Source organism: Streptomyces sp. A2-16 (genome assembly GCF_018128905.1).
In the GTDB taxonomy this organism is placed as follows: domain Bacteria; phylum Actinomycetota; class Actinomycetes; order Streptomycetales; family Streptomycetaceae; genus Streptomyces.
Genome location: NZ_CP063808.1, coordinates 2,538,182 through 2,553,880, shown reverse-complemented (window position 1 = coordinate 2,553,880; position 15,699 = coordinate 2,538,182). Strand labels below are relative to the sequence as shown.

Sequence of the window (15,699 nt, the reverse complement as noted above, 5' to 3'; positions counted from 1 at the left end):
CCCATGTCGTCCGTCCCGAAGCCTGCCGAATCGGTCCTGCGTGTCGTCAGCGGCACCGCGACCGACGAGGAACTCGCCGCCCTCACCGTCGTCCTCCTCTCACGGCTCGCCGGGACGGGGCCGGCGCCCGTCCCCCTGCGGCCGGTCGACCGCTGGTCACGCGCCGAGCGGCTGCGGGCCCTGTGGTCCCCGACCAGTTGGCGCCGGGCCGCCTGAGCCGCCCGCGGATCGCCGCCGTCCCCCGGCCCGCCCCGGCCGGGGGACGGCGGCTTCGTTTGCGTACCGCGTCCGGCGCCCGCTCCGGGTCAGCCGCCCACCGGCGAGGTCCGGTCCGGGCGTGCGGTCGCGGAGCCGGCGGGCTCGGTGCGCGACGCGAGCCGGGCGGGCCACCAGCTGAGCCGGTCGAGCCGCAGCGTGAGCGCGGGGACCAGCAACGACCGCACCAGGAAGGTGTCGAGCAGCACCCCGAAGGCCACGATGAAGGCCTGCTGGGCCATCGAGACCATGGGGACCACCGCCAGTGCGGCGAAGGTGGCCGCGAGCACCACACCGGCCGAGGTGATGACCCCGCCGGTGGTGCGCAGGGCCGTCGTGACGCCGACGCGGGTGCCCGCCCGCAGCGCCTCCTCGCGCACCCGGTGCATCAGGAAGATGTTGTAGTCGACGCCGAAGGCCACCAGGAAGACGAACCCGAGCAGCGGCACCCAGGGTTCCGCGCCCGCGAAGTCCAGCACATGGTCGAAGACCAGCGCCGAGACCCCCATGGTCGCGGCGTACGAGAGGACGACGCTCGCCACCAGCACCACCGGTGCGACCAGGGAGCGCAGCAGCAGCGCGAGGATCACCAGGATCACCGCGAGGACCGCCGGGATGACGACCTTCAGGTCCCGCTCGCCGGCCGTCCGGGTGTCCAGGGCGACGGCCGTGTAGCCGCCGACCTGGGCGTGCGCCCCGGGTACGGCGTGCACCGCCGTACGCACCCGCCGTACCGCCTGCTCGCCCGCCGGGCCGTCGGGGGTCACGTCGAGGACGGCGCTCACCGAGACCAGGCCGTCCTCGGGACCCTGACGGGTGACGGCGGCGACGCCGGGCACCCCGCGCACCGCGGTGACCACCGCGTCGGCCCGCGCGGCCCTGGCGATCACGGTGACGGGGGTCGCCGTGCCGCCGGGGAAGTGCGCGCCGAGCACCCGTTGTCCCGCGACGGCGTCGGTGGTCTTGGTGAAGCCGTCGGACAGGGCGAGCCCGGATGCCTTGAACTGCCCCACGAACGCCGCGCCCACGGCCAGCAGCAGCACGCTCGCCGCCAGGACGGTCCGCTGCCTGCGCTCCACCAACCCGGCCACCCGGGCCCAGACGCCCTGCGCGCCGCGTCCGGTGCTGCCGTACGTCGGGCGCAGCGGCCAGAAGGTGCCGCGTCCGGTGAGCGCGAGCACCGCCGGCACGAAGGTGAGTCCGGCGAGCAGGGAGGCGAGGATGCCGAGCGCGGCGACCGGACCCAGGCTGCGGTTGCTGTTGAGTCCGCTGAGCAGCAGGCAGAGCGTGCCAAGGACCACGGTCCCGCCGGAGGCCAGCACCGGCCGGAGCACCGCCCGCCAGGCGGTGGTCAGCGCCTGGCGGGCGTCCTCCGTGCGGCGCAGTTCCTCCTGGTAGCGGCTGATCAGCAGCAGGGCGTAGTCCGTGGTGGCGCCCACCACCAGGACCAGCAGCACGCCTTGGCTCTGGCCGGTCAGGGTGAGGTGGCCGCCCTTGGCCAGGGCGTAGACCACGGCGGCGGCCAGTCCCATGGCGAACACGGCGGCGAGCAGGACGACGAACGGCAGGGTGGGGCTGCGGTACACCAGGATCAGCACCAGGACCACGAGCCCGACCGCGACCAGCAGCAGGGTGCCGTCCAGGCTGGTGAAGGCCGCCCCCAGGTCGGCGAAGAGTCCGGCGAGGCCGGTGACATGGACGACCGGGCCGGGACCGGAGTGCACCCGGTCCCGCAGGGCGGTCACGGTGTCGTGGACCCACTGGGTCCGATTGCTCACCGGGACGGTGAACTGCAGTGCCCGGCCGTCCTCGGACGCCCGCACCGGACTCACCGGACCGGTGAGGTGGGGCAGCCGGGCGGCGAAGGCGGCGTCCGCGGCGGCCTTGTCACGGTCGGCGGCCGTGATGCCGGACGTTCGCTCGTAGACCACGACGGCCGGATAGGTCTCGGCCGTCCGGTCGAAGCGTGCCTGCGCCTTGTCGGCCTCCACGGACTCGGCGCTCGTGGGGAGGTAGGCCTGGCCGTCGTTGGTGGCCACGTCGGAGAGCTTTCCCTCGTAGGGGCCCGTCGTGGCGGCGAGCGCCAGCCAGCCGACGACGAGGAGCGCCGGCAGCAGCCGGCGCAGGATCCTGCCGGTTCGCGTGGTGCCGCTTCGGGGTGTCACGGTGAGACCTCCTGGTCAGGTGCGTACGGATGGGGTGGCGGGGCAAGGAGGACACGAGGGCGGCGCGCCGGTCTTCCCGGCGCAATCGAGCACGGCTCGAGCGAAGGGGCTCCCTGACCTCGCGGGACCGCGCAGTAGGATCCGAAGCCATGGACGAGCCGCTGCCCCCCGTTGCCGGAAAGGCCGCCGGTGTGCCGACACCGCCGTGGCTCCAGCCCGAGCGGGCGCCGCGCCGGATCCGCGTACCGCTCAGCCAGGAGACCGTGGTGGACGCGGCCCTCGCACTGATCACCGAGGAGGGTCTCGACCGCCTCACCATGCGCCGGGTGTCGGACCGGCTGGAGGTCAGCCCCGGGGCGCTGTACGCGCATGTCCGCAACAAGGAGGAGCTGCTGCAGCTGACGCTGGACCGGGTGATGGGCGAACTGTCGCTGCCCGAGCCCGAGCCGGGGCGCTGGGCGGAGCAGGTGAAGGAGTTCGCGCGGGCCACCCGGGCCCTGCTGTCGCGGTACCCGGCGGTGGCGCAGATGTCCTTCGGACAGATCCCGTCGGGCCCGAACGCGGTGGTGGTCTTCGAGGGGCTGCTGGCGATCCTGACCGCCGGCGGTCTGTCGGGCCGGGATGCGGCGTACGCGGCCGAACTGGTCGCCGGCTACGTCAAGTCGGCCGTCTTCGAGGCGAGCGTGTGGCGGGAGGCGGACGCCCAGGGCGCCTCGGTCGAGCAGCGCCTCGAACAGGCCCGCGCCTACCTCAGCGCGCTGCCGGCCGAGCGGTTCCCGAACCTGACGACCCTGGCCGGGCCCATGTACGACGCCTCCCCGGGCGACCGCTTCGAGTTCGGCCTCGACGTGCTGGTGGGCGGCCTGACCCGGCTGACCGGACCGGCGTCCGACCCGGCGGGCTGACCTCTCTCCCGGGCCCTCGCCCGGCGCTTCTCCCTGCGAACCCCGCGGCCTGTGCCGCGGGGTTCGCCTTTGCTGTCCGGGCACAACAGCCCCCTTGGATTGAATGCCGTACTCTTGCTGAACAACGTTTTCTTCTGAACACTGTTCACCAAAACAACGCCGCTCAGCAAGCGGCGGGGGCAAAATCTCTGGAGGCCGGGATGTCCACCCAGAACGAGACGGCCGAGCGGGCGGCCGAAGAACGGGAAGAGGCCGCCGATCCACGGCGGTGGCGGGCACTGATCGTCGTGATGTGCGCGTCGTTCATGAACCTGCTGGACGGCTCGATCGTGAACGTCGCCACACCCGCCATCGAGAAGGACCTGCACACCGGCTATGCCGCCATCCAGTGGATCGCGGCCGGATACACCCTGGCCTTCGCCGCGATCCTGATCACGGGCGGCCGGCTCGGCGACATCCACGGCCGCAAGCGGATGTTCACCCTCGGGATCCTCGGCTTCACCGTGGCGTCCGCCCTGTGCGGGCTCGCCACCAGCGGCGGGATGCTGATCGGCAGCCGGGTGCTCCAGGGCGCCTGCGCCGCGGTGATGGTCCCTCAGGTCCTCGGCGTCATCCGGGACATGTTCCCCCGCCGGGAGCAGGTCGTCGCCCTGGCCATGTACGGGCCGGTGATGGGGCTCGCCGCGGTCGGCGGGCCCGTCCTCGGCGGTCTGATCACCCAGGGCGACCTCTTCGGTCTGGGCTGGCGGCCCATCTTCTTCGTCAACGTCCCCGTGGGGCTCGCGGCCTTCCTCGCCACGGGTCCGCTGCTGCGCGAGTCCCGGTCGCCCCGGCCGCTCCGGCTCGACCTGGTCGGCATGGTGCTGGTCGTGGTGGCCCTGCTGATGCTGATCGCACCGGTGATCGAGGGACGCGAGCACGGCTGGCCGCTGTGGACCTTCGTCTGCATGGCGGCCTCGCTGCCCGTCTTCGCCGTCACCGCTGTGTACGAGCGCCGTCGCGACCGCGCGGGCGGCTCACCGCTGCTGGAGCTGAGCCTCTTCCGCAACCGCACCTATCTCGCCGGGCTGCTGGTCACCGTCATCTTCTTCGCCGGAATGGCCGCGTTCTTCCTCGTCTTCGCCCTGTACCTGCAGATCGGCCTCGGGTACTCGACCCTGCGCACCGGCCTGACGATCGGGGCCTGGGCCCTGGGCACGGCGATCGGCGGCGCGGCGGCGGGCGGCTCGCTCGGCCCGAAGTACGGCCGCAAGGTGCTCCAGGCGGGAGCCGCCCTGATGACCCTCGCCGTCGCGGCGACCGTGCTCACCATCCAGCACTACGGCGCCGCGGTCACCTCGATGGAACTGGTGCCGTCGCTGACCGCAGCGGGCGTCGGCATGGGCCTGGTGCTGGCACCGCTGTTCGACATCATCCTCGCGGGCGTCTCGGACCGGGAGATCGGATCCGGCTCCGGCATGCTCAACGCCGTCAACCAGATCGGCAACACCGTGGGCGTCGCCGTCGTCGCCACGCTGTTCTTCACCTTCATCGGCCAGCAGGCCGGGACCGCGGCGACCGACTCGGCGGCGCCGGTAAGGGCCGCACTGACCGCGGCGGCGGTACCGTCCGCCCAGCAGCGGTCGATCCTGGCCGACTTCAGCACGTGCAGCCACGACGAGGCGGTCAACAAGGACCAGGGCAGGACCCCGCCGAGCTGCGCCCGGCTGGCGCGGGAGATCCGCTCGTCCGCCGGCTCGCCCCGCGAGGCCGCCGCGATCGGCCGGGCGGTCGGTGCCGCCGGTACCGAGGCGACCGGCACAGCGTTCACCGCGGCGGTCAAAAGGACCCTGTGGATCGAGGTCGGACTGTTCGGCCTGACCTTCGTCCTGGCCTGGCTGCTCCCCCGACGCGCCCGCGGCCACGTCGCGGAGGCCGCCTGACGGCTGTCCCGTCACCACGCCCGGGAGGGCCGGCCCTGCGGCCGGCCCTCTTTCCGTGCGCGGCGCCGCGCACGCCTCTGGTCCCGTGCACAACGGCACCCGCGGCTGGAGCCCCGTGCACGAAGGCGGCGCCCGCGGCTCGAGCCGGTTCCCACCCCGCCTCCAGCCGGGGCCGCCACGATCGAGCCCACGCCAGTGCCGAGCCACATCAGGAGGCAGTTCATGTCGGGTATCGCCGGGTGGGTCGACTACAGCAGGGATCTGACCAGTTGGCTCCCGACCGTGAGGACCATGGCGGCCGAGCTCGCCCACCGCGGCCCCGACGCCGAGGAGCTGTGGGCCGACGGCCACGCCGCCCTCGCCCGGCGCGTCCTGGCCGCCGACGGCCCTCCCGTCCGTGAGCCCTGGACGGTCGCCGACGCGAACGGCACCCCCGTCGCGGCCGTCGCCTTCGCCGGGCAACTCACCAACACCAGTGCCCTCGCCACGGAACTGGCCTCCCGGGGCCACCGCGGCGCCGCCGCCGGCAGCCAGGCGCGCACCGTCCTGCACGCCTACCTGGAGTGGGGACCCGCGTTCGTCGAACGGCTGGAGGGTGTCTTCGCCTTCGCCCTGTGGGACATCCGGTCGCAGGAGCTGCTGCTCGGCCGGGACCGGCTGGGCTTCACCCCGCTCTACTACGCGCCGGTCCCCGGCGGTGTGCTGTTCGGATCCGAGGCCAAGGCCATCCTCGCCACCGGCGCGGTGGAACCGGTCGTCGACGCCCAGGGGATGCTGGAGATCCTCACCTACGCGGGCAGCCCGGAGCACGCCGTCTACCGCGACATCCGCAAGGTGCGGGCCGGAACCGTCGTGCGCGTCGACCGCAACGGCAGCCGGGTGCTGCCGTACTGGCGGATGACCTACCGGGAGCACACCGACGATCTGCCGACCACCATCGACACCGTGCGCGAGCTGCTCGGCCGGTCGGTCCGCGACCAGATCGCCCATGACGGTCCGATCAGCTCGATGCTCTCCGGTGGCCTGGACTCCAGCGCCATGGTGGGCATGGCCGACCGGCTGCGCCCCGACCGCCCGCAGAAGACGTACACCGTGACCTTCACCGGCTACGACGAGCAGTTCCAGCCGGACGTCATCCGCTCGACACCCGACACCCGGTTCGTCAGGGACGTCGCCGACCGGGTGGGCGCGGAGCACTTCGACATCGTGCTGGACACCGAGGAGCTGACGGACCCCGTGGTCCGCCGGGCGGCGCTGCGCGCGCGGGACCTGCCCAGCACCTACGGCGACATGAACACCTCCCTCTATCTGCTGTCGCGGGCGGTCCGCGAACACACCCGGATCGTGCTGTCCGGCGAGACCGCCGACTCGGTCTTCGGAGGCAACGTCTTCAGCGACGAGGAGGAGCCGGGCGGCGAACCCCTGCCCTGGGTGGCCCTGGCCCGTCGGCACGGCGCCCGCCACGCCCTCGGCTGCGGGCTGCTCTCCGACGACCTGCTGACCCGATTGGACGTGCACGGCTACGCGGTCGACCGCTGCCGCGAGGCCCGCGAGGAGCTGGACCTGCCGGCCTCGCTGGCCCCCGCCGAGCGCCGCGCCCGTCAGTACACCTACCTGCAGCTCACCCGCTGGGCCGAGAACCAGCTCGCGCACAGCGAGCGGATGGCGGCGGCGGTCGGGCTCCAGCTGCGCATGCCGTACGCGGACACCCGGCTCATCGACTACGTCTTCAACGTCCCGAACGCCATGAAGACCTTCGACGGCCGGGAGAAGAGCCTGCTGCGGGCCGCCGCCGACGACGTGCTGCCGGAATCGGTGCTGCGCCGGCGCAAGAGCCCCTTCCCCATCGCCATCGACCCCGGTTACCAGAAGACCGTCGTCGAGGACCTGCGCGCACTCGCCGACGACCGGGACGCCCCGGTCGGACCGCTGCTCGACCGGACGGCGGTGCGCCGGCTCCTCGACCGGCCGGGCGGACCGCCGGAGAACTGGATCATCCGCACGGACGCCGAGACCGTGCTCTCCCTCGACCAGTGGCTGCGCCACTACGGCGTGCGGCTGGCGCTCTGAACGCGCCACCGCACCGGACAGTCATCAAAACCACCGTCAGAGAGGAACCGACTGCGATGCAGCACGAGGAACCGGACCAGCCCACCGACCGCCCCGTCCCCTCCGGCTTCTGGGCCTGGGTCTCCCGCAACGCCGAACTGCCCGCCTTCGACCGGCTGTTGTTCCTTCTGTACGGCGTGCGGATCATCGCGATCCTCAACGTCGTCGCCGAGCTGGGCGTCGCCGACCTCATCCGCGAGCGGCCGCGCACCGCCGAGGAGCTCGCGGAGGCGACGGGGACGCGTCCGGACGTCCTGTCGCGCGTCCTGCGGGCCGCCTCCTCGATCGAGCTCTTCGCCGAACTGCCCGACGGCCGCTATGTGATGACCCCCGAGGCCGAGTCGCTCGCCTCGGACGGCTTCAGCCTCCGCGACCTCACCCTGTTCAACACCGGCGAGATCTTCACCACCGGCTACGCGGCTCTGATGCACAGCGTCCGCACCGGTGAACCCGCCTTCGACAAGGCGTTCGGCCTGCCGCTGTACGCCTACTTCGACGAACACCCCGAGGCCGGAGAGCTGTTCGACCGGTGCATGCTCCAGCGCAGCCGCCTCGTCGTCAACGCCGGCGACCTGCTGTCCACGACCGACTTCTCGCGGTTCTCGCGGATCGCGGACATCGGCGGCGGCCGGGGCCATTTCCTCGGCGAGGTGCTCAGCAAGCAACCGCACGCCACCGGGGTGCTGTTCGAGCGGCAGGCCGTCCTCGACCATGCGGGCCCGCTGCTCGAGCAGTTCGGGGTGCAGGACCGCGTCGACCTGGTCGCCGGGGACTACTTCGCCCAGGCCCCCGCCGGTTGCGACGCCTACGTCCTCAACACGGTCCTCAACACGATGGACGACGCCCGGGCCGAAACCGTCCTGCGGCGCGTCCGGGCGGCGATGGGCGACCGCGCCGACAGCCGGCTCTTCGTCTGCGAGAAGGTCGTCAGCCACCTGCCCAACAAGTGGGACTACAGCAAGCTCATCGACCTGGACCTGCTGATGCTCTACGGCGGCGGCGAGCGCACCCTCGCCCAGTGGCGGGAGCTGGCCGCGCGCGCGGACTTCGAGGTGGTCACGGTGCCCGCCCGGGACAGCTCGCCGTGGACCGCGCTGGAGTGCCGTCCCGTCTGACCACGCCCCCGGCCGCCCGGGACGACGAACGGAGAGCACCATGCGCCTCGGGGCGTACTTCACCTACGACGAAGCGGCGTGGACGGCGCCGGTGGCGGAAGAACTCGGTTACGAACTGGGACTGGTGGCCGAGGGGTACGTCACCGAGGCCGCGGTCGCACTGGGCGCGGCGGCGAGCCGGACGACCCGGCTCCAGCTCGCCTCCGGGGTGTTCGAGATCCCCGCCCGGACCCCGGTGCTCACCGCGATGACCGCGGCGACGCTGGACGCCGTGTCCGCAGGCCGCTTCACACTCGGCCTGGGTGTGGCCAACGCGCAGGTCTCGGAGGGCTGGCACGGTGTCCCCTTCGACCGGCCGCTGGCCCGCACCCGTGAGTATCTCGACGTGGTGCGGCTGACGTTGAGCGGCTCCCCGGTGAGCCACCGGGGAGAGCACTTCCCGCTCGCTCCGCCCGGCGGGCCCTGGGCACCCTTCACCCTGCGGGTGCCCGGGGCCCGCCCCGACCTGCCCATCCACCTCGCCGCCGTGGGGCCACGCAACGTGGAGCTTGCGGGAGAGGTGGCCGACGGCTGGATCGGCAACTTCTGTCCGCCGGACCGGGTCGCCGAGAACCTGCGCCGGCTGGAGACGGGCCGGCGACGGGCCGGCCGGGACGGCCTCGCGGACTTCGACGTGCTGCTGTCGGTGCCCGCAGTGGTGGCCGACGACCCTCGGGAGGCCGCCGAACCGGTGCGACGGTATGTGTCGCGTTTCGTCAGCCTCGGGCGCGGCACCGGGAACTTCTACTACGCGCATCTCGCCCGGCTCGGTCTGGGCGAGGCCGCCGAGGCCGTCCAGGAGAGGTTTCTCGCGGGTGATCCGGCGGGCGCGGCGGCGGCCGTGCCGTTCGACTTCGTCGACCGGATCGCCCTGCTGGGACCGCCGGAACGGATCGCCGAGCGGCTGCGCGCCTACGACAAGGCCGGCGTCACCACGCTCGCGGTCTCCCCGCTCTCCCCCACCTCCGAGGAGCGGGCGCGGACCCTGACCGGGGTCGCCGCCGCCCGCCGCCTGGCGGGCCTGTGATCCCCGCCCCGCCACCCCAGCTCGCGATCGCTCCACCGGGAAGGATCAAGGACCGGACATGAAAGTGCTCTTCTGCACCTGGGCCTGGCCGTCGCATCTCTACGCCCTGGTCCCCCTCGCGTGGGCGTGCCGGGCCCGCGGCCACGACGTGGTGGTGGCGGGCCAGCCCGCGCTGCTCGACGAGATCGCGCGCACCGGTCTGCCGGGCACCGCCGTCGGGACGGACGTGGACTCGGTCGAGCTGGTCCGCGGCTATGTGCTGCCGTCGGCGGCGGACGGGCCCCCGTCGGCCGGCCCGCCCGTCGGCGGGGGCCCGCGCGCGCTGCGCATGGTGCTGGACAACGCCGAGTCGATGACGGCCGACCTGGTGGACCTCGTCCGCGACGAGCGGGTGGACCTCGTGGTCCACGACCCCACGGCCATGGCCGGTCCGATCGCCGCGGCGGCGGCCGGTGTCCCCGCCGTCCGTCATCTGTACGGCACCGACCTGCTGCTGCGAGCCCGCGGCCCGCTCACCGAAGCGCTCGCACCGCTCGCCGCACGGCACGGGGCGGTCGGATTCGACCCCTTCGGGACGGCTACCGTGGATCCCACCCCCACCGGTCTCCAGGTGCCCACCGACTACCGCCGGCTGCCGATGCGCCACGTCCCCTACAACGGGTCGTCGAGGGGCCCACGGCCGACGGGAAACTCCAGCCGACCGCGGGTCTGTGTCACCTGGGGGCACACGATGGCCCGGCTCGGCCCCGACCGCTTCCTCGGCGCCCGGACGGCGGCCGCGCTCGCCGCGGCCGGTGCACAGGTCGTCCTGGCGGTCTCCGAGGCACAACTGCCGCTGCTCGACGGAGTGGTGCCGGAGGAGGTCGAGGTCGTGGTGGACACGGCGCTCGACCGGGTGCTCCCCGGATGCGACCTGGTCGTCTCCCACGGCGGCGCCGGGACGGTCCTCACCGCTCTCGCCCACGGGCTCCCGCTGCTCCTGGTGCCGCAGCTCCCCGACCATGCCGGGCACGCCCGGCGGGTGGCCGAGGTGGGCGCGGGCGAGGTCCTGACCCGCGACGAGGCCACCCCGGGGCGCTTGCTGGAGGCGACCCGGCGACTGCTGCCGGAGGACGGTCCGGCGCGCGCGGCAGCGCGCAAGCTACAGGCGGAGATGGCGGCCCAGCCGTCACCGGCGGAGGTGGCCGAGCAGCTGGAGGGGTACCCCGGCGGACGCGCCGGGCACCTCTGACGAGCCACGGCGGAGGCCGTCGTACGTCGAGGTCCGTCTCCGGGTCGGAGGGAGGCGGACCTCGACGCGTGCGGGCCGGCTCAGCCGAGGGCGGCGCGGGCCAGGTGGTCGAGCTGGCCGAGGTCGGCCGTGCACGGGAAGACCAGCAGTTCGTCACAGCCCTCGGCGGCATACCGGCCGATCGTGTCCTTGAGCTCTCGCTCGTCGGTGATCACGGCACGCGCGGCCATCTCCGCCTTGGGCCCGATGAAGGCGTAGTAGGCCCGGAGATATCTCTCGGCCGTCGCCCGGGCGTCCGGGCCGAGGCAGGCGTAGAGCAGCGCCACCGTCCGCGGCCGCCCGGTACGCCCCTCGGCCGTCCAGATCTCGCCCGCCCGCCGGGCCAGTTCACCGAACCCGGCCGCCGAGCTGCCGCCCGCGATCCAGCCCTCGCCGTGGCGGGCGGCTCGGCGCATCGCCGCCGGGGAGTGGCCGCCGAAGAGCAGGCGCGGACCGCCGCTCCCGGGCCGGGGGCCGATGCCCGGCACCGGACCCCCGCCGGCCCAGATCTCCCGGAGAGCGACCGCGAGGGCGTCGAGTCGGCGCCCCCGGTCGCCGTACGCCGCCCCGGTGGCCCGGTAGTCGTCGTCCCGTCCGCCGGCCGCCAGGCCCACGACGAGCCTGCCGCAGGAGAGCTCGTCGAGGGAGGCGAGCTGCTTGGCCAGCAGGGCGGTCCCGGGGCGGTAGGGGGCGATCAGGATGGTGGTGGCGAGCCGGATCCGCTCGGTGACGGCCGCCGCGGCGGCCAGTGACACCAGGGACTCGTGGTTGTCGTACACCAGGCGGTCGAGGACGCCGAGCGTGGAGAACCCGTACCCGTCCGCCTCCCGCGCCCAGGTCAGCAGCCTGTCGCGGGTGACGTCGGGGACGGTGGTGGGCAGGCCAACTCCGATGTCCACGGGGAACGTCCTTCCTGTCGGCTGTTCGCTTCGTCGCTCCTACGCCAGGGATAGCCGGGCCTCCTCGAGGACGGCCTGAGGTCCGCGGGACCGCCGCCCGGCTGCCGTGAGCGCCCTTCGAGCCGTACTCCATCGCCGCCTGCGACTGTCCGACGCAGCGGCGGTGGCGCCCGACCACGCCGTCCTGGAAGGAGTCCGCGCATGACGCTCACCACCCCGGACGTCAGCACCCCCTCCGGCATCATCCGGATGGCCAACATGTTCTGCGACGCCAAGGCACTGCTGACCGCCGTCGAGTTCGGTCTGTTCACCCACCTGCACCGGCACGGCCCGGCCACCGAGGAGGACGTGCGCGCCCACCTCGGTCTGCACGGGCGCGGTCTGGCCGACTTCCTCGACCTGCTCACCGCCCTGGGGCTGCTGGTGCGCGAGAACGGCACCTACCGCAACGCCGAGGGCCCGGACCGCTTCCTGGTGGCGGACCACAAGGACTACGTCGGCGGGTTCCTCCAGCGCTCGAACCGCAACCTGTACCCCGCCTGGGGCAGGCTCTCCGAGGCGCTGCGCACCGGGGAGCAGCAGTCGGGCAGCCACTTCGAGGCGGTCACGCAGAACCCGGCCGTTCTGCGGCAGTTCGTGGGAATGATGGACGCGCTGACGCAGGTGATCGGCCCGGAACTGGTCAAGTCGTTCGACTGGTCGCGCAGTTCCTCCGTGCTGGACATCGGTGGCGCGCGGGGCAATCTCGCCTCCCTCGTCGTCGCCGCCCAGCCGCACCTGAGGGGCCACGTCTTCGACCTGCCCGCCATGGAGCCGCTGTTCACCGAGCACATGGCCGAGCGCGGTCTGACCGGACGTGTGGAGTTCCACGGCGGCGACTTCTTCGACGACGGCGTCCCGGTCACCGCCGACGTGGTGACGATGGGTCACGTCCTGCACGACTGGGACCGGGACCGGCGCGAGCAGCTGGTGCGCACGGCGTTCGACGCCGTCAACCCCGGGGGATACCTGCTGGCCTACGACCGGATGCTCGACGAGGGGCCGGCGTACGTGGAGAACCTGGTGATCAGCCTGGACATGCTGCTGGTGACCGACGGCGGCTCCGAGTATCCGGTGTCGGAGCTGCTGGGGCACACCGAGAAGGCCGGCTTCGTCTCCACCGAGATCATGCCGCTCGGCGAGTTCGACACCCTCGTCATCGCCCACAAGGCGCCCTGACCACCCGCCGGGGCGGCGCGCCGATTCCGGTGCGCGCCGCCCCGCAGTCGTGCTCCGGGCCCGGTCGCGCGGCCCGGGATTTCTGGGAGGAAGCTGATGGATCACGGACTGTCCGGCAAGCGGGTGCTGGTCACCGGCGGTACCCGGGGGATCGGCCGGGCCACGGTGCTCGCGTTCGCACGCTGCGGTGCCCGGGTCGCCGTGGCGTCCCGGGGCGGTGAGCAGGAGCAGGCCCTGGGACGGGAGTTGAAGGAGCTGGGAGCGTGGCATCTGCTGGTGCGCGCGGACGTGACGCGCGCGGAGGAGGTGGCCGACCTGGCCGAGCGCGTGCGGGAGTCCCTGGGCGGGCTCGACGTGCTGGTCAACAACGTCGGCGTGGACGGGCACACGGCCTTCGGTGAGCTGACGCCCGACGAGTGGCACCGGGTCGTGGACCACAACGTCACGTCCACGTACCTGGTCACCGGGGCCGTGCTGGACCTCCTCGGTGAGGGGGCCTCGGTCGTCAACGTCGGTGCGTCGGTGGCGCTGCGGGGGCGGCCCGGCGGGGCCCACTACGCGGCCTCCAAGGCGGCCCTGATCGGCCTGGGGCGGTCGCTGGCCAAGGAGTTGGGCCCCCGCGGTGTCCGGGTCAACACGGTCGCTCCCGGGGTCATGGGGGGTGAGCCGGGAGCGGGCCCGCCGCCGGCCGTCGCCGCGCGGATCGCCGCGTCGACGGCCCTGGGGCGGCTGGGGCGGCCCGCGGAGGTGGCGGGCGCGATCCTGTTCCTGGCGGGCGCCGCCGCGTCGTACGTCACCGGTCAGGTCCTCGACGTGGACGGCGGGATATGAACGCGGCGGGGGCGGTGGCCGGGGTGCGTCGCACGGTACTCGTGACCGGGGCGGGGCGCGGTCTCGGACTCGCGGTCGCCACGGCGCTGAACGGGCTGGGGCACCGGGTGCTGGCAGGGGTGCGCGACGAGCGGGACGGTGCACGGGTCGCGGCGGGGCTCGGCGGGGATGCCGGGTCGCTGGTGCTGGACGTCACCGACGCGGGATCGGTGGCCCGGGCCGCGGAGGCGGCGGGTCCGGTGGACGTCCTCGTGAACAACGCGGGTATCCAGCTCGACTGGGGGACCCGGCCGTCGTCGGTGGCGCTGGGCGTGGTGGCGGACACCTTCGCGGTGAATCTCTTCGGGGCCTGGCGGGTGTCGCAGGCGTTCGTGCCCGGCATGGTGGAGCGCGGCTGGGGCCGGGTCGTGATGGTCTCCAGCGGGGCGGGGTCGTTCACCCACGGCATCGCCGCGCAGTGTGCCGGCTACTCGGTGTCCAAGGCCGCCCTGAACGCCCTGACCGCGACGCTCGGTGCGGAGCTGGACGGCACGGGAGTGCTGGTCAACGCGGTCAATCCCGGTCTGGTGCGCACCCGGATGCGACCGGACGCCCCGCAGAGCCCTGAGGAGGCCGCCGAGGCGGTGGTGCACGCGGCGCTGCTGCCCGACGACGGCCCCACCGGGGTCCTGCTGCGGCGGGGGGCCGTCATCGGCTGGTAGCGGCCGCGGCCGCAGGGACCCGCCCGACGCTCCGTCGGTCAGGCGGGTCCTTCCAGTGTGTGCACGACCGCGGTCACCGTCATGTCGCCGCCCGCGCGCAGCGGGCCGAGGCGGCGCCGGTTGTCCCCGTGGTGGCGGCTGGTCTCGAACGCCCGGAAGCTCGCCTCGTCCGTCCAGTCGGTGTACACGTAGTACACGCTCGCGCCGTCCACCGCACCGGCCCGGGCCAGGACCTGCCCCCGGTTGGCCGGGCTGCGCCCGATCGTCCGGGCGATCTCCAGCCAGAGCTCCTCGAACTCCCGCTCCCTGCCGGAGACGATCTCCATCCGCAGCACCACCCGCACCGGTTCCCCGGTCCGCGGCCCGCTCATGGCGCTCACCGTCCGGTGTGCCGGACGACGACGGCGGCGTCCTTGTCACCGTCGCCCGCCCGCACGACGTCCTCGAAGCGGCTCCGGACCGTCTCCAGCACGGGCATAGGCACCCCGAGGCCCGCCCCGTCGGAGACCGCCAGGCGCAGGTCCTTCTCCATCAGCGCCGAGCGGAAGAAGGCCGGTTCGTAGCTGTCCTTGCGCATCAGCTCGGCCCGGAAGCGCAGGACGGCCGAGCTGAAGCCGCTCCCGGCGACGGAGGCCAGCAGCTGGTCGCGGTCCAGGCCGGCCCGTACGCCGTAGGCGACCGCCTCGGCCAGGGAGGCGACCTGGGCCCCGAGCAGGAGGTTGAGGACCAGCTTGACGGTGGCCGCCGTGCCGGGGGCGCCGACGGTGACGACCTCCGTGCCGATCGCCTCCAGGAGGTCGCGCACTCCTTCGATGTCCTGCTCCTCCCCTGCGGCGAACACCCGCAGGGCGCCTTGGCGGGCCTGGAGCGGGTTGCCGACGACGCATGCCTCCACCCGGCGCACTCCGGCGGCGGCGAGCCGCCGGGCACAGGCGCGGGCGTAGCGCGGGGAGACGGTGGAGGTGTCGACGACCGTGGCGCCCTGCCGCAGGACGGGCAGCACCTGGCCGAAGAGCACCTCTTCCACGGCGGTCTCGTCGCTGAGGCTCAGCACGACCGTGTCCCGGTCGGCCGCCGCCCGGGCGGCCGAGGCGGCGACGTGTGCTCCGGCCTCGGCGAGCGGGGCCGCCCTGCTCGCGGTCCGGTTGTGGACAGTGACGTCGAAGCCCGCGTCGAGCAGGCTGTGGGCCATGCCGGCACCCATGGCGCCGAGTCCGATGAATGCCGTTGTCCTGCTGCTCAC

The 15,699-nt window shown here is 73.5% G+C and carries 14 protein-coding genes; 10 read left to right on the top strand and 4 right to left on the bottom strand.

The window, feature by feature from the left end; all coding sequences use genetic code 11:
• The first annotated feature begins 3 nt into the window (after nt 1–3).
• Nucleotides 4–216, top strand: a complete 213-nt coding sequence (locus IOD14_RS11535; protein ID WP_123992315.1) for an acyl-CoA carboxylase subunit epsilon — start codon at nt 4–6, stop codon at nt 214–216.
• Nucleotides 217–305: 89 nt separating this feature from the next.
• Here the strand turns inward: IOD14_RS11535 and IOD14_RS11530 are convergent, their stop codons facing one another.
• Nucleotides 306–2,420, bottom strand: a complete 2,115-nt coding sequence (locus IOD14_RS11530; protein ID WP_123992314.1) for an MMPL family transporter — start codon at nt 2,418–2,420, stop codon at nt 306–308.
• A 149-nt stretch (nt 2,421–2,569) separates the two neighbouring features.
• Here IOD14_RS11530 and IOD14_RS11525 point away from each other — a divergent pair, with 149 nt between their 5' ends.
• The 6 genes from IOD14_RS11525 to IOD14_RS11500 all read left to right on the top strand — a co-directional run bounded on the left by IOD14_RS11525 (nt 2,570) and on the right by IOD14_RS11500 (nt 10,768).
• Nucleotides 2,570–3,325 (top strand): TetR/AcrR family transcriptional regulator, encoded by a 756-nt coding sequence (locus tag IOD14_RS11525; protein WP_160160177.1) that lies wholly within the window; start codon nt 2,570–2,572, stop codon nt 3,323–3,325.
• Nucleotides 3,326–3,525: 200 nt separating this feature from the next.
• On the top strand, nt 3,526–5,247 hold the full coding sequence (locus tag IOD14_RS11520; protein ID WP_123992312.1) for an MFS transporter: 1,722 nt from the start codon (nt 3,526–3,528) through the stop codon (nt 5,245–5,247).
• Nucleotides 5,248–5,469: 222 nt separating this feature from the next.
• Nucleotides 5,470–7,317: an asparagine synthase (glutamine-hydrolyzing) gene (gene asnB / locus IOD14_RS11515; protein WP_212670186.1), complete on the top strand. Its 1,848-nt coding sequence runs from the start codon at nt 5,470–5,472 to the stop codon at nt 7,315–7,317.
• Nucleotides 7,318–7,373: 56 nt separating this feature from the next.
• Entirely contained in the window at nt 7,374–8,471 is a 1,098-nt protein-coding gene (locus IOD14_RS11510; protein ID WP_212670185.1) for a methyltransferase, read from the top strand.
• A gap of 40 nt (nt 8,472–8,511) precedes the next feature.
• Nucleotides 8,512–9,537: an LLM class flavin-dependent oxidoreductase gene (locus tag IOD14_RS11505; protein WP_123992309.1), complete on the top strand. Its 1,026-nt coding sequence runs from the start codon at nt 8,512–8,514 to the stop codon at nt 9,535–9,537.
• 58 nt (nt 9,538–9,595) lie between these two features.
• Complete coding sequence (locus IOD14_RS11500; protein WP_212670184.1) at nt 9,596–10,768, top strand: nucleotide disphospho-sugar-binding domain-containing protein; 1,173 nt, start codon at nt 9,596–9,598, stop codon at nt 10,766–10,768.
• Between the two features lie 80 nt (nt 10,769–10,848).
• Here the strand turns inward: IOD14_RS11500 and IOD14_RS11495 are convergent, their stop codons facing one another.
• On the bottom strand, nt 10,849–11,706 hold the full coding sequence (locus IOD14_RS11495; RefSeq protein WP_123992307.1) for an LLM class flavin-dependent oxidoreductase: 858 nt from the start codon (nt 11,704–11,706) through the stop codon (nt 10,849–10,851).
• Between the two features lie 201 nt (nt 11,707–11,907).
• Between IOD14_RS11495 and IOD14_RS11490 the strand changes: the two genes are divergently transcribed.
• From IOD14_RS11490 to IOD14_RS11480, 3 genes are all read left to right on the top strand, one after another.
• Nucleotides 11,908–12,924 carry a methyltransferase gene (locus tag IOD14_RS11490; RefSeq protein ID WP_123992306.1) on the top strand — a complete coding sequence of 339 codons (1,017 nt, stop codon included), beginning with the start codon at nt 11,908–11,910 and terminating at the stop codon, nt 12,922–12,924.
• A gap of 96 nt (nt 12,925–13,020) precedes the next feature.
• On the top strand, nt 13,021–13,755 hold the full coding sequence (locus IOD14_RS11485; RefSeq protein ID WP_123992305.1) for an SDR family oxidoreductase: 735 nt from the start codon (nt 13,021–13,023) through the stop codon (nt 13,753–13,755).
• Nucleotides 13,752–14,456, top strand: coding sequence for an SDR family NAD(P)-dependent oxidoreductase (locus IOD14_RS11480; RefSeq protein WP_212670183.1), 705 nt, complete (start codon nt 13,752–13,754; stop codon nt 14,454–14,456). Before IOD14_RS11485 ends, IOD14_RS11480 begins: the two co-directional genes overlap by 4 nt.
• A 38-nt stretch (nt 14,457–14,494) precedes the next feature.
• Here IOD14_RS11480 and IOD14_RS11475 read toward each other — a convergent pair whose 3' ends face one another.
• Entirely contained in the window at nt 14,495–14,827 is a 333-nt protein-coding gene (locus IOD14_RS11475; RefSeq protein ID WP_212670182.1) for an antibiotic biosynthesis monooxygenase family protein, read from the bottom strand.
• 5 nt (nt 14,828–14,832) lie between these two features.
• A complete protein-coding gene (locus tag IOD14_RS11470; RefSeq protein WP_123992302.1) occupies nt 14,833–15,699 on the bottom strand; it encodes an NAD(P)-dependent oxidoreductase in 867 nt (288 codons plus the stop codon).

Bases quoted from the DNA above. Each gene is read 5' to 3' on its own strand.
- IOD14_RS11490 (WP_123992306.1), top strand. From the start codon at position 11,908: ATGACGCTCACCACCCCGGACGTCAGCACCCCCTCCGGCATCATCCGG.
- IOD14_RS11505 (WP_123992309.1), top strand. From the start codon at position 8,512: ATGCGCCTCGGGGCGTACTTCACCTACGACGAAGCGGCGTGGACGGCG.
- IOD14_RS11475 (WP_212670182.1), bottom strand. From the start codon at position 14,827: ATGAGCGGGCCGCGGACCGGGGAACCGGTGCGGGTGGTGCTGCGGATG.
- IOD14_RS11485 (WP_123992305.1), top strand. From the start codon at position 13,021: ATGGATCACGGACTGTCCGGCAAGCGGGTGCTGGTCACCGGCGGTACC.
- IOD14_RS11525 (WP_160160177.1), top strand. From the start codon at position 2,570: ATGGACGAGCCGCTGCCCCCCGTTGCCGGAAAGGCCGCCGGTGTGCCG.
- IOD14_RS11480 (WP_212670183.1), top strand. From the start codon at position 13,752: ATGAACGCGGCGGGGGCGGTGGCCGGGGTGCGTCGCACGGTACTCGTG.
- IOD14_RS11520 (WP_123992312.1), top strand. From the start codon at position 3,526: ATGTCCACCCAGAACGAGACGGCCGAGCGGGCGGCCGAAGAACGGGAA.
- IOD14_RS11510 (WP_212670185.1), top strand. From the start codon at position 7,374: ATGCAGCACGAGGAACCGGACCAGCCCACCGACCGCCCCGTCCCCTCC.
- IOD14_RS11500 (WP_212670184.1), top strand. From the start codon at position 9,596: ATGAAAGTGCTCTTCTGCACCTGGGCCTGGCCGTCGCATCTCTACGCC.
- asnB (WP_212670186.1), top strand. From the start codon at position 5,470: ATGTCGGGTATCGCCGGGTGGGTCGACTACAGCAGGGATCTGACCAGT.
- IOD14_RS11535 (WP_123992315.1), top strand. From the start codon at position 4: ATGTCGTCCGTCCCGAAGCCTGCCGAATCGGTCCTGCGTGTCGTCAGC.